Annotated in this window: 13 protein-coding genes; 8 read left to right on the forward strand and 5 right to left on the reverse strand. The window is 63.6% G+C overall.

Annotated features, from left to right (window positions below; genetic code table 11):
• Positions 1-26 precede the first annotated feature (26 nt).
• Positions 27-686: an ABC transporter ATP-binding protein gene (locus tag ACTRWG_RS21795; RefSeq protein WP_027234801.1), complete on the reverse strand. Its 660-nt coding sequence runs from the start codon at positions 684-686 to the stop codon at positions 27-29.
• A gap of 242 nt (positions 687-928) precedes the next feature.
• On the opposite strand from ACTRWG_RS21795, the gene ACTRWG_RS21800 reads away from it, so the two are divergent.
• From ACTRWG_RS21800 to ACTRWG_RS21810, 3 genes are all read left to right on the forward strand, one after another.
• Positions 929-1546 (forward strand): uracil-DNA glycosylase family protein, encoded by a 618-nt coding sequence (locus ACTRWG_RS21800; protein ID WP_435660758.1) that lies wholly within the window; start codon positions 929-931, stop codon positions 1544-1546.
• Positions 1543-2334, forward strand: a complete 792-nt coding sequence (locus ACTRWG_RS21805) for an SseB family protein (protein ID WP_435660757.1) — start codon at positions 1543-1545, stop codon at positions 2332-2334. Before ACTRWG_RS21800 ends, ACTRWG_RS21805 begins: the two co-directional genes overlap by 4 nt.
• A 94-nt stretch (positions 2335-2428) precedes the next feature.
• Positions 2429-2842 (forward strand): ester cyclase, encoded by a 414-nt coding sequence (locus ACTRWG_RS21810; protein ID WP_435660756.1) that lies wholly within the window; start codon positions 2429-2431, stop codon positions 2840-2842.
• A gap of 63 nt (positions 2843-2905) precedes the next feature.
• Here ACTRWG_RS21810 and yghU read toward each other — a convergent pair whose 3' ends face one another.
• Positions 2906-3781, reverse strand: coding sequence for a glutathione-dependent disulfide-bond oxidoreductase (yghU, locus tag ACTRWG_RS21815; RefSeq protein WP_462829932.1), 876 nt, complete (start codon positions 3779-3781; stop codon positions 2906-2908).
• Positions 3782-4053: 272 nt separating this feature from the next.
• Here yghU and ACTRWG_RS21820 point away from each other — a divergent pair, with 272 nt between their 5' ends.
• Positions 4054-4572, forward strand: a complete 519-nt coding sequence (locus ACTRWG_RS21820) for a YHS domain-containing (seleno)protein (RefSeq protein ID WP_027234796.1) — start codon at positions 4054-4056, stop codon at positions 4570-4572.
• Positions 4573-4786: 214 nt separating this feature from the next.
• Here the strand turns inward: ACTRWG_RS21820 and ACTRWG_RS21825 are convergent, their stop codons facing one another.
• On the reverse strand, positions 4787-5167 hold the full coding sequence (locus ACTRWG_RS21825; RefSeq protein WP_027234795.1) for a VOC family protein: 381 nt from the start codon (positions 5165-5167) through the stop codon (positions 4787-4789).
• A gap of 39 nt (positions 5168-5206) precedes the next feature.
• Here ACTRWG_RS21825 and ACTRWG_RS21830 point away from each other — a divergent pair, with 39 nt between their 5' ends.
• Positions 5207-5749, forward strand: a complete 543-nt coding sequence (locus ACTRWG_RS21830) for a winged helix-turn-helix transcriptional regulator (RefSeq protein WP_462829933.1) — start codon at positions 5207-5209, stop codon at positions 5747-5749.
• Positions 5750-5963: 214 nt separating this feature from the next.
• Here ACTRWG_RS21830 and ACTRWG_RS21835 read toward each other — a convergent pair whose 3' ends face one another.
• Positions 5964-6560: a GcrA family cell cycle regulator gene (locus ACTRWG_RS21835; protein WP_027234793.1), complete on the reverse strand. Its 597-nt coding sequence runs from the start codon at positions 6558-6560 to the stop codon at positions 5964-5966.
• Between the two features lie 164 nt (positions 6561-6724).
• On the opposite strand from ACTRWG_RS21835, the gene ACTRWG_RS21840 reads away from it, so the two are divergent.
• The gene (locus tag ACTRWG_RS21840; protein WP_027234792.1) at positions 6725-7537 is read left to right on the forward strand and encodes an ABC transporter permease; all 813 of its coding nucleotides are present in this window, start codon (positions 6725-6727) and stop codon (positions 7535-7537) included.
• A 36-nt stretch (positions 7538-7573) separates the two neighbouring features.
• Here the strand turns inward: ACTRWG_RS21840 and ACTRWG_RS21845 are convergent, their stop codons facing one another.
• Positions 7574-8485: a DMT family transporter gene (locus tag ACTRWG_RS21845; protein WP_027234791.1), complete on the reverse strand. Its 912-nt coding sequence runs from the start codon at positions 8483-8485 to the stop codon at positions 7574-7576.
• 438 nt (positions 8486-8923) lie between these two features.
• Between ACTRWG_RS21845 and ACTRWG_RS21850 the strand changes: the two genes are divergently transcribed.
• Positions 8924-10099, forward strand: coding sequence for an aspartate aminotransferase family protein (locus ACTRWG_RS21850; protein WP_027234790.1), 1176 nt, complete (start codon positions 8924-8926; stop codon positions 10097-10099).
• Between the two features lie 79 nt (positions 10100-10178).
• On the forward strand, positions 10179-11098 hold a 920-nt coding region (gene argF, locus ACTRWG_RS21855), incomplete at its 3' end, for an ornithine carbamoyltransferase (protein ID WP_462829934.1).

Raw genomic sequence — 11098 nt, forward strand, 5'->3', positions numbered from 1 at the left:
CGGGGCTGCGGCGGATGCGGAATTTTTTAGCTCTCGGTTTCGTAGTCATAGAGCTGTTTCGCTTCTTCCAAAGTGTCAAACATATGCAGCTGTCCCTGCAGCAGGACGGCCGCGGAACGGGCAAACTTCTCCAGCGTCTTGGCCTGATGCGAGACGATGATGATGGTGGTGGTCTGCAACCGCTCCTGCAGGATCTCGCCGGCCTTGCGGTTGAACTCGACGTCGGTGGTGCTGGGCATGCCTTCGTCGATCAGGTAAATGTCGAAATCCAGCGCCAGCATCAGCGAAAAGCTGAACCGCGCCCGCATGCCCGAGGAATAGGTGCCGATCGGCTGGTCGAAATACTCCCGCAGGCCGCACAGCCAGCGGCAGTAGGCCTCGACGTAATCCGGGTCCAGCCCGTAAAGCTTGGCGATATAGCGGCAGTTTTCCATCGCTGACAGGCGGCTGATCACCCCGCCCATGAAGCCGAGAGGAAAGGAAATCTTGCAGTTGCGGCGGATTTCGCCCTCATCCGGCTTTTCCAGCCCGGCCATCATGTTGATCAGCGTGGTCTTGCCGGTGCCGTTCGGGGCCAGCACGCCCAGCGACTTGCCCGGCTCGACGCGGAACGACACGCGGTCAAGGATCACCTTGCGCTGGGTTCCCGTCCAGAAGGACTTGCTGACGTTTTCAAATTCAAGCATTGCTTGGTCCGGTGCTGCCCGTGCGGCCCCGCAAGGGGGGCTCTGTCTGCCTCAAGTTGCGCGGGCATTCTTGTGTGCCCGCGTCTCTTTCTTATCAAAAGAGTGTTAATGGCCTACGCGGCGAATTTGGCCTTATTATGTCGAATTGTGTCATAGATATTCAACGAAGTTTTAACCATTTGCCCCGCAACCGGCCTGTCCGCCCGGTTTTCAGGGGGCGGGCCAAAGCAGCGGGGCGGGGCATGACTGTTTCCCAGGATGAAACAATGGACGGCAGCCGGCAGCTTAAGGCGCAGATTCGCAACTGCCGGATCTGTGCGGAGCGCTTTGCCGCCACCGCCACCGCGCATGCGCCGCGGCCGGTGGTCTGGTTCCGCCCCTCTGCCCGGATCCTGATTGCGGGGCAGGCGCCCGGCGCGCGGGTGCACGGCAGCGGCAGGCCGTTTACCGATCCCTCCGGCGACCGGCTGCGCGCCTGGCTTGGGCTGTCGGAGGCGGAGTTTTACGACAAGGACCGGGTGGCGGTGGTGCCGATGGGGTTCTGTTTTCCGGGTTATAACGAGAAAAAAGCCGACCTGCCGCCCCCGGCGGTCTGCGGCAAAACCTGGCATCATCTGGTGATGGCGCAGCTGCCGCAGATCCGGCTCAAGGTGCTGGTGGGGGCGCATGCGCAGCGCTATCACCTGGGGGTGAAGGCGCCGGTGACAGAGCTGGTGCGCGGCTGGCGGGATCATGCGCCGCAGGTCTTCCCCTTGCCGCATCCGTCCTGGCGTAATACCGCATGGCTGAAGAAAAACCCCTGGTTCGAGGCCGAACTGCTGCCGGTGCTGCAGGCCCGGGTGAAGGAGCTGATGCAATGACAGATGAAACCCCGCTGGATCTGGCCCATGCCGCGATGGAGGCAGCACCCGCCGAGGATGCCGCCCGCCTGCGGTTTTACGAGCGGCTGGCCGATGCAGAGCTGTTTTTGATGCTGGCGGCGGAAGCGGAGGGGGAGCAGATCTCGCCGGAGCTGTTCGAGACGCCGGACGGGGCCTTTGTGCTGGTGTTCGACCGCGAGGAGCGGCTGGCGGATTTTGCAGGCCAAGCGGTGCCTTACGCGGCGCTGTCGGGCCGGGTGATTGCGCAGATGCTGGCCGGGCAGGGCATTGGCCTGGGGCTGAACCTGGAGGTGGCGCCCTCGGCCATCCTGATCCCGGCGGAGGCGGTCGGCTGGCTGAACCAGACGCTGGGCCACGCGCCGGATGAGGTGGAGGCCGCGGTGGAGATGTTCACCGCGCCCAAGGGCCTGCCGGAGGCGCTGCTGACGGCGCTGGATGCCAAGCTCGCCACCGCGGGCGGGCTGGCGGCGGCGGCTTATCTTGCAGGCGTGCGCTATGCCGGCGGCGGGCAGGGGCATCTCTTGGGCTTTGTCGGCGCCAAAGAAGCCGCGCAGCCGTCGCTGGCCAAGGCGGCAAGCGAGGCGCTGACCTTTTCCGGCATCGAGGCCGGGGCGATGGATGTGGCGTTTTTCGATGCGGATGACCCGGCGGCGGCCAAGCTTGCCCGCGCAGGGCTGCGCTTTGACCTGCCGCAGCCGCAAGCGCCGCAGGAGTACACTCCAGTGACGCCGGGCAGCGACCCCGATAAACCGCCGCGCCTTAAGTAGCCCGGCCTCGCCGTCCGCCGATTTCGCCTTATCTGCTGCTGCAAGGGCGTGGCCAGGCGCCATGCCCGGCGATCCAGCAGGGAGGGAGAGAACGATGTCCATCAGACAGACAGCACATGACTTCTGCGAGGCCTGTGATGCAGGCAAAGGGTGGGACGTCTGCAAGGAATGGTGCGCGGAGGATGCCACGTTCTCTGTCCAGGCGGATGCGCTGGCCGAGATCAAGTCGCTTGCGGATTATACCGAATGGGCCAAGGGGCTGCTGACCCCGATGCCTGACGCCCATGCCGAGTTCAAATCCCTGGCGGTGGATGAGGAAAGCAACCGCGCAATCCTGTTTGCAGTATTCCACGGCACCCACACGGCGGATGCTGGAAACGGCGCGCCGACGGGGAAAAAAGTGGCCTCGGATTACGTCTATGTGCTGGATTTCGACGGGCCGAAGATCCGCCATATGACAAAGGTCTGGAACGATGTGCATGCCCTGACGCAATTGGGCTGGATGTAGGGCCGCAAATTGAAAACGCCCGCGGTGCCGCGGGCGCTGGGGGCATTTTAAGGGGCGGAGCGGTTACTCCGCCGCCGGTTCCAGTTTGTCCTGGGTCCGGGTCTCGAAATCGCTGGCGTCGTGGCGCTCATGCAGCTGCATGTGCGGCTCGCCGAAGGAGCGGTTCACCATGCGGCCGCGCTGCACCGCCGGGCGGGCGTCGATCGCCTTGGCCCAGCGGACCACGTTGGTGTAGCTTTCCGCGTCCAGGAATTCGGCAGCATCGTAAAGGCGGCCCAGAACCAGCTGGCCGTACCACGGCCAGATCGCGATGTCGGCAATGGTATAGTCCTCACCCGCGATATAGGTGCGCTCCGCCAGCTGCCGGTCCATCACGTCAAGCTGACGCTTGGCTTCCATCGCAAAGCGGTCGATCGGGTACTGCCACTTCTCCGGCGCATAGGCATAGAAGTGGCCAAAGCCGCCGCCCAGGTAAGGCGCGCTGCCCATCTGCCAGAACAGCCAGTTCAGGGTCTCGATGCGGGCCGGGCCGTCCTTGGGCAGGAAGTCCCCGAAGGTCTCTGCTAGATGCACCAGGATTGAGCCGCTTTCGAACACCCGCACCGGCTCTGCGCCGCTGCGGTCCATCAGCGCCGGGATCTTGGAGTTCGGGTTGATCTCGACAAAGCCGGAGCCGAACTGGTCGCCCTCGCCGATGTCGATCAGCCAAGCGTCATATTCGGCGCCCGCGTGGCCCTTGGCCAGCAGCTCCTCCAGCATCACGGTGACCTTCACCCCGTTCGGAGTCGCCAGCGAGTACAGCTGCAGCGGGTGCTCGCCGACCGGCAGTTCCTTGTCATGGGTGGCGCCGGCAACGGGGCGGTTGGTGGAGGCAAACTGGCCGCCATTGCCTTTTTCCCATTTCCAGACTTTCGGCGGGGTGTAGGAGGTATCGCTCATCTGTTGGGCCTTGTCCTGATTGTTCCTGTTCCGTGTCAATCGCACACGCTGGGGCGATCGGCTCCGGCTGAGATAAGGGGTTATTTGCAAATTCCAATGACTGGAAGGTCTGCGCGCGGAAATTTTACAATCCGCTCACGGGGCTCTCGTCTGCGGACACAGAGACGTGAGACCCCCTTCGCATTTGCTGCCGGGCCTATAATGTCGGTGCCGAAGCCGGAGAGCAAACCGGCGCCTGAGTTGAAACGATCACCAATGAAAGGGACGTTCCTATGAAGCGTTTTGTTATTGCTGCCGCGGCAGCGCTGTCCTTTGCCCTGCCGGCCTTTGCGGGGGAGCAATACGTCGACGGCACCGGCTATGCGGTGTCGGGCTATGACGTGGTCGCCTACCGCAGCCTGGAGATGAACCCGGTCGGCACGCCGCAGACCGCGCCGGTGCGCGGACACGCGGATTTCACCGCGGACTACAACGGCGCCACCTGGGCGTTCTCGAGTGCGGAGAACCGCGACAAGTTCCTGGAAAACCCGGCCTATTATGCGCCGCAGTATGACGGCCACTGCGCCTATGGCGTGTCCAAGGGCGGCAAGGTGCCGGCCAACCCGAACCTGTGGCGCATCGTCGATGACAAGCTGTACCTGAACATCACCGACGTTGTGGTCGGCTTCTGGGAGGAAGACATTCCGGGCAATATCAACCTGGCCGAAGGTAACTGGCCCGGGATTGAACCCAAGGCGGCCTCCGACAGCGTGATCCCCAAGTTCACCTCCGAAGGCCCGGTGGCGAACTGATTTGCAACTTGCAGGCAAGGCGAGGGCTTTGCCTGCAAGGCGCTCAATGTGAACTTCGAGCCTATTTTGCTAGTGTTTAGAAGGCTTTAAGCGTCCGCTATGGAGTGCCCTGCGGCTGCGGCTGAACGGAAGGCCCCGAACAAGTGCCGTGCAGTGCAACTGACGCCGTGCCTGCCAGAACCAAACAGACGGCGGGGGCCGCATAAACCGCGTGTTACTCAATTCCACCGGTCAAATCCTGCGCAAGCATCAGCGCATTGCCGTCGAGATCGTAGAAAGTCGCGGTTTTGACCATGCCCTCGACGACATCCGTCTCGCCATCAAATTTGACTTTGGCCTGCTCCAGTTTCTGCCGGGCCGAATCCAGATCAGCGATCCCGAAGACTGGCACGCAGTTGCCGGGGGCTGGCTTAGTGTGCTCGCCAAGGCCGATGGCGACACCTGGTGTGTTCGTCTGAACCTCGGACCAGCCCGCCTCATCGGCATGGTAGAGCAGCTCAAATCCCAACATGGTTTCGTACCACTTTGCGCTCGCATGGCGATCTTTGACTGACATTGCGATGGTGATGGTTTGATCGACTGCAACGAGTGGCATGGGCTTTCCTTATGATTCAAAATATACTAACTATACTTTATGGACATTGGAATGTTTGTCAACGTCACATCAAAGGCTTGGGCAATGCCCATACTCGCGTGCCTGCATTCGGGCGTGGCCGGACGGCAGGCGCCCCTATTGACTGCGACCGGTGCAGGCAGAACCGCCTTCGCGCAAAGCATGGATCACCTGATTGAAATCGGATTGATTGAACGGAATCCCGGGTATGGTCATCCGCTGCGCCCAGAATTCCGCCTTACACAGTCGGGAATTTCGGCGGCGGCCATTGCCCGTAAGATCTACGATGTTTCGGCAAAGGAAGAACAGCCTTTGCTGCGCCGCTCATGGACTTTGCCGATTCTGACATCGCTCCGCACACCAAGCCATTTCAGCGGCATCAAGCGGAACCTGCCGGCGATAACGGACCGGGCGTTGTCCCAGTCATTGAAATCCATGGAGTCAAAAAACTGGGTGTGCCGCAGCGTAGATGTCGCCGCCCGCCCGCCGAGGTCTATCTATTGCGCGGTGAACACTGGTGGCCTGATCAGCCAGATCATCGCGCCTGAAATTAGGTTCATTTGAAGAAACCGCCATTCGTTGATAGATGACGAGGGTCATGAACGTCTCGCGTGCAGGTCAAAGAGACTGAAAGGCCGCAAGGTCCCCCTCGGCGCAGACTGTACGCTGCTTGCCAGCCAATCAACACATGCAGGCCGTCTTGGAAGGCGGGAGGTCTCATAAAGCAAAAGCCCCGGACGCAATGCCGGGGCTTTGAAATCTCAAACTGCCGCCGGGTTCAGCGGCGGCGGTCGCGGCGCGAGGACATCGGCTGGAACGCCACGCCCACATGCGCCTCGCAATAGGGTTTGCCCTGCTGGGCGGGCAGGCCGCAGAACCAGAAGTCCTCGGTCGCCGGGTCGCCCACCGGCCACTTGCAGGTGCGCTCGGTCAGCTCCATCAGGCCCAGCTTCTTGGCTTTCTTCTCGACCTCGTTCACCTTGGCCAGCGCCTCGGGGCTGATTTCATTGGCCGAGGGCTGCGGCGGCAGCGGCTGGCCGGCCGGGATGATCTGGCGGCGCGCAGGCGTTGCGGGCTTGGCGTCGGCTGCGGGCTGGGCCGCGGCCGGGCGGGCCGGTTCGGTCTTGGGCTGCGGCTTGGGCTTGGGCGCGGCCGCAGGTTTTGGCGCGGCAGCGGCGGGGGCTGCTGCGGGCTTTTCCTTGGGTTCAGCCGCCTTGGCGCCGCCGCTGTTGCGGTTGGACAGGCCGAGCCGGTGCACTTTGCCGATCACGGCGTTGCGGGTCACTCCGCCCAGTTCTTTTGCGATCTGGCTGGCCGACTGGCCTTCGCCCCACATTTTCTTGAGCAGTTCGACGCGCTCGTCTGTCCAGGACATCTGTTGCCTTTCCAAGCTAATAGCGGCCCCAGGGGTTCTGCGGCCGCCATCATATTCCGTGTGATCGCTCTATTTTAATCACTGCGGGCGGAGTTACAAGGCATCTTGCGCCCCAAGCGGCAGCCGTTATGCAGGCAAGGCAGCAAAAAACACAAGGGGGCAGCATGGCGGATCGGGGATATCAGGTCGAACTGGGGGCGCGCAGGTTCGGGCAGGTGAACTGGCTGGGGCTCAAGGCGCTGGCCTGGCGCGAGGTGAAACGGTTCCTGGTGGTCTGGACCCAGACCCTGCTGGCGCCGCTGGTGACCGCGGCGCTGTTCCTGATGATCTTCAACATCGCCATCGGCCCGCGGCGCGGCGATGTGATGGGGGTGCCGTTCCTGACCTTCCTGGCGCCGGGCATCATGATGATGACGGTGATCCAGAATGCCTTTGCCAACACGTCGTCCTCGATCGTGATTGCCAAGGTGCAGGGCAATATCGTCGACACGCTGATGCCGCCGCTGTCGGGGCTGGAGATCCTGCTGGGCTACCTGGCGGGCGCGGTGGCGCGCGGCACGCTGGTGGCGCTGGGCATCGGGCTGGGGCTGATGGCGGTCTTGCAGATCGTGCCCGCGCATCCGCTGGCGGCGCTGCTGTTCATCGTGCTGGGCGCGGCCTTCCTGGGGGGCTTGGGGATCGTGGCCGGGGTTTTTGCCGACAAGTTCGACCAGATGGCGGCAATCACCAATTTCATCGTGACGCCCTTGGCGTTTCTGTCCGGCACCTTCTATTCGGTGGAGGCGCTGCCGCCGGTGCTCAAGGCGATCTCGCATCTGAACCCGGTGTTCTACCTGATCGACGGGGTGCGATTCGGGGTGATCGGCACTTCCGACAGCTCGCCCTGGCTGGGGCTGGCGGTCTGCAGCGGCGCGACCCTGGCAGTCTGCGCGCTGGCCTGGATGATGCTGCGCACCGGCTACCGGCTGAAGCCCTGACGCTGGCTGCCCGCGCCTGCGGTTCCCGCTAGGGGCTCAGTTTCCGGCCGCCGCCGCCCGGCCGGCGGGCGGGCGGACCCGCCCCTCCCGCCAGGCAAGCACGGCGGCCCCGGTCAGGATGATCACGGCGCCAAGGGCGGAAACCGCATCCGGCACCGCGCCAAAGCCCAGAAAGTCGTAAAGCGCCGCAAACACCAGCGTGGCATAGCTGAACGGCGCCACGAACGAGGCATCGGCCCGCGCCATGCCGTTGATGAAACAGGCCTGTGCGCAGGCCATCAGCAGACCCAGCGTTGCCAGCGCGCCCCATTGGCCCGGGCTGGGCATCTGCCAGACAGGCAGCACCGCGCAACTGGCAATCATCAGCCCTAGCAGGTTGTTGACCCAGAGGACCTGCAAGGGCGCCTCGCGGCCCGCCAGCTTCTTGATAAAGATCAGCTCCAGCCCCATCACTGCCGCCGCCCCAAGCGCCAGCAGCGCCGCGGGCTGGAAGCTGGCGGGCGTGGGCCGCAAAAGGATCATCGCGCCAATCATCGCAATCAGCGCCGCACCCCAGCGCCAGGGGCCGACCCGCTCTCCCAAGAGCGGAATGGCCAGCAGCATCCCGAAGACCGGGTTCAGAAATGTGATCGCGGTGGCGTCGGCCAGCGGGATATAGGCGACGGAGGCAAACATCAGCGTGACGCCCGCCCAGCCAAAGGAAGTGCGCCCGATGTGATAGCCCCAATGCGGCCGGGTGAACTTGGGCCGCAGGGCCAGCACCGCGGCCGAGATTGCCATGAAGGCGAACAGGAAGCGTCCATGGCTGATCTGCAACGGGTGCAGCGGGGCGCCCAGCAGATCCGTTCCCAGCGCCTTGGCCATCAGGGTGGTGCCGGCAATGAAGGTTGTCGCCGCCAGGATCAGGGCAGCGGCCAGAAGCGGGTTTTGCGGGGTGTCGCGGGTCATCGCCAAGCGGTGCGGCAAGCCGCCGCGGGATGCAAGGGGAAAGGTTTCGGCGGCCGGCGAACGCTTGAGGCGCAGACGGGGCGCTGCCCCGCAGGTCCGGAAAGAAGAAGGGCGCTGCCCCTCTTGGCCTGACGGCCAATTCACCCCGGAGTATTTCACCAAAGGTGAATGGGACGGGCTGCGCGCTGCGGCGGTTCGGCAGGGCGGACTGAACAAAAGGGGTTTTCTTTCGTTAAAACCTCCACTATGGAACCCCCCATGATCAAACGCGCAGATATCACCGTTTCGCGACGCCGACGCCGCCTGGCGTGACCGGCCCCTGATCTGTTGTGCCTGCCATGCGGCACATCCCCCCTTCTAAATCCATTGATCCCCCGTTGACCCAAGGCCAAGCTTACGTCACAGCTTTGGCTTCTACCTGTGAAAAGGATGATCCTGATGATCCCGTCCGTTCTGCCGACCTACAACCGTGCACCGCTGGAATTCGTCAAAGGCGAAGGCGCCTGGCTGACCGCGGCGGACGGGCGCCGCTTTCTGGATCTGGGCTCCGGCATTGCAGTGAATGCGCTGGGCCATGCCCATCCGGCGCTGGTGGAGGCGCTGACGTCGCAGGCGCAGAACCTGTGGCATGTCTCCAACCTCTACCACATCCCGCAGCAGCAGGCGCTGGCGGACAAACTGGTGGAGCATACCTTTGCCGATACCGTGTTCTTCACCAACTCCGGCACCGAGGCCTGCGAGCTGGCGGTGAAGATGGCGCGCAAGTTTTTCCACGACAAGGGCCAGCCCGAGCGGGTGGAGATCATCACCTTTGACGGCTCCTTCCATGGCCGGTCGTCTGCCGGTATCGCTGCGGCGGGCTCCGAAAAGATGACCAAGGGCTTTGGCCCGCTGCTGCCAGGTTTCGTGCACCTGACATTCGGGGATCTGGATGGCGTTACCGATGCTGTCTCGGACCAGACCGCCGCGATCATGATTGAACCGGTGCAGGGCGAGGGCGGCATCCGCCCGGTCCCGGATGCAGAGCTGAAGGCGCTTCGGCAGATCTGCGACGAGCATGGCCTGTTGCTGATCCTCGATGAGGTGCAGTGCGGGGTGGGGCGCACCGGCAAGCTGTTTGCCCATGAATGGGCGGGCATCACGCCTGACATCATGATGGTGGCCAAGGGCATCGGCGGCGGCTTCCCGCTGGGTGCGGTTCTGGCCACCGAGGACGCCGCCAGCGGCATGACCGCAGGCACCCACGGCTCCACCTATGGCGGCAACCCCTTGGGCTGCGCGGTGGGCTGCGCCGTGATCGACCATATCGCCGACGTGGCCTTTTTGGCGGAGGTGAACCGCAAGGCGGGCCTGCTGCGGCAGAAACTGGAAGGCCTGGTGGCCGATCACCCTGAGGTCTTTGAGGAGGTGCGCGGCTCCGGCCTGATGCTGGGCCTCAAGTGCAAGGCGGCCAACACTGATGTGGTCAACGCAGGCTATGCAAACGAACTGATCACCGTCCCGGCCGCGGACAATGTGATCCGGCTGCTGCCGCCGCTGACCCTGACCGATGAGGACATCGCCGAGGCCGTCAGCCGCCTCGATAAAACCGCGGCCCAAGTCGAAGCGGCCTGATTTTCACCTTTGCAGAAATACTCCCGGGGGTCCGGGGGCAGGCAGCCTCCGGCCTTCGTCAGAAAAAAGCGATACGATCATGAACCATTTCCTCGATATCCACAAAACCGCTCCTGCCGATCTGCGGACCATCATCGACCAGGCCAAAGCCACCAAGCAGGCGCGCCTGGGCCGCCCCAAGGCGGCGCTGGATGATGAGCTGCCGCTGAAGGACCGGATGGTGGCGCTGATTTTTGAGAAACCCTCGACCCGGACCCGCGTGTCCTTTGACGTGGGCGTGCGCCAGATGGGCGGCCAGACCATGGTGCTGTCGGGCAAGGATATGCAGCTGGGCCATGGGGAGACCATCGCCGACACCGCCCGCGTGCTCAGCCGCTATGTCGACATGATCATGATCCGCACCTTCGACGAGACCGTGCTGACCGAGATGGCGGAATACTCCGACGTGCCGGTGATCAACGGCCTGACGGACCGCACCCACCCCTGCCAGATCATGGCCGACGTGCAAACCTATGAAGAGCACCGCGGCTCCATCAAGGGCAAGAAGGTGGTCTGGTGCGGCGACGGCAACAACGTCTGCGCCTCCTTCATCCATGCGGCCGGCCAGTTCGGCTTCGACCTCACCTTCACCGGTCCCTCGCAGCTGGACCCGGAGGAGGAGTTCATGGGGCTGGCGCGCAAGGCAGGGTCCAAGATCGTGGTTGAACGGGACGCGGCGAAGGCCGTGGAAGGCGCCGATCTGGTGGTGGCTGACACCTGGGTGTCGATGCACGACAGCCAGTCCTCCAAGGAGCGGCGCCACAACATGCTGCGCCCGTATCAGGTCAATGACGCGCTGATGGCCCATGCCAAGCCCGATGCGCTGTTCATGCACTGCCTGCCGGCCCACCGCGAGGAGGAAGTGACCTCCGCCGTGATGGACGGCCCGCAGTCGGTGATCTTTGACGAGGCGGAAAACCGTCTGCATGCGCAGAAGGCCATCATGCGCTGGTGCCTGGG

The sequence above is a fragment of the Leisingera sp. G5_S3_59_S7 genome, from assembly GCF_054968485.1.

What these genes read in the sequence shown, in the direction of transcription:
- yghU (WP_462829932.1), bottom strand. Translation starts at nt 3,781, where the DNA reads ATGAGCGATACCTCCTACACCCCGCCGAAAGTCTGGAAATGGGAAAAA.
- ACTRWG_RS21835 (WP_027234793.1), bottom strand. Translation starts at nt 6,560, where the DNA reads ATGTCCTGGACAGACGAGCGCGTCGAACTGCTCAAGAAAATGTGGGGC.
- ACTRWG_RS21830 (WP_462829933.1), top strand. Translation starts at nt 5,207, where the DNA reads ATGGACATTGGAATGTTTGTCAACGTCACATCAAAGGCTTGGGCAATG.
- ACTRWG_RS21850 (WP_027234790.1), top strand. Translation starts at nt 8,924, where the DNA reads ATGATCCCGTCCGTTCTGCCGACCTACAACCGTGCACCGCTGGAATTC.
- ACTRWG_RS21820 (WP_027234796.1), top strand. Translation starts at nt 4,054, where the DNA reads ATGAAGCGTTTTGTTATTGCTGCCGCGGCAGCGCTGTCCTTTGCCCTG.
- ACTRWG_RS21810 (WP_435660756.1), top strand. Translation starts at nt 2,429, where the DNA reads ATGTCCATCAGACAGACAGCACATGACTTCTGCGAGGCCTGTGATGCA.
- ACTRWG_RS21825 (WP_027234795.1), bottom strand. Translation starts at nt 5,167, where the DNA reads ATGCCACTCGTTGCAGTCGATCAAACCATCACCATCGCAATGTCAGTC.
- ACTRWG_RS21805 (WP_435660757.1), top strand. Translation starts at nt 1,543, where the DNA reads ATGACAGATGAAACCCCGCTGGATCTGGCCCATGCCGCGATGGAGGCA.
- ACTRWG_RS21800 (WP_435660758.1), top strand. Translation starts at nt 929, where the DNA reads ATGACTGTTTCCCAGGATGAAACAATGGACGGCAGCCGGCAGCTTAAG.
- ACTRWG_RS21845 (WP_027234791.1), bottom strand. Translation starts at nt 8,485, where the DNA reads ATGACCCGCGACACCCCGCAAAACCCGCTTCTGGCCGCTGCCCTGATC.
- ACTRWG_RS21795 (WP_027234801.1), bottom strand. Translation starts at nt 686, where the DNA reads ATGCTTGAATTTGAAAACGTCAGCAAGTCCTTCTGGACGGGAACCCAG.
- ACTRWG_RS21840 (WP_027234792.1), top strand. Translation starts at nt 6,725, where the DNA reads ATGGCGGATCGGGGATATCAGGTCGAACTGGGGGCGCGCAGGTTCGGG.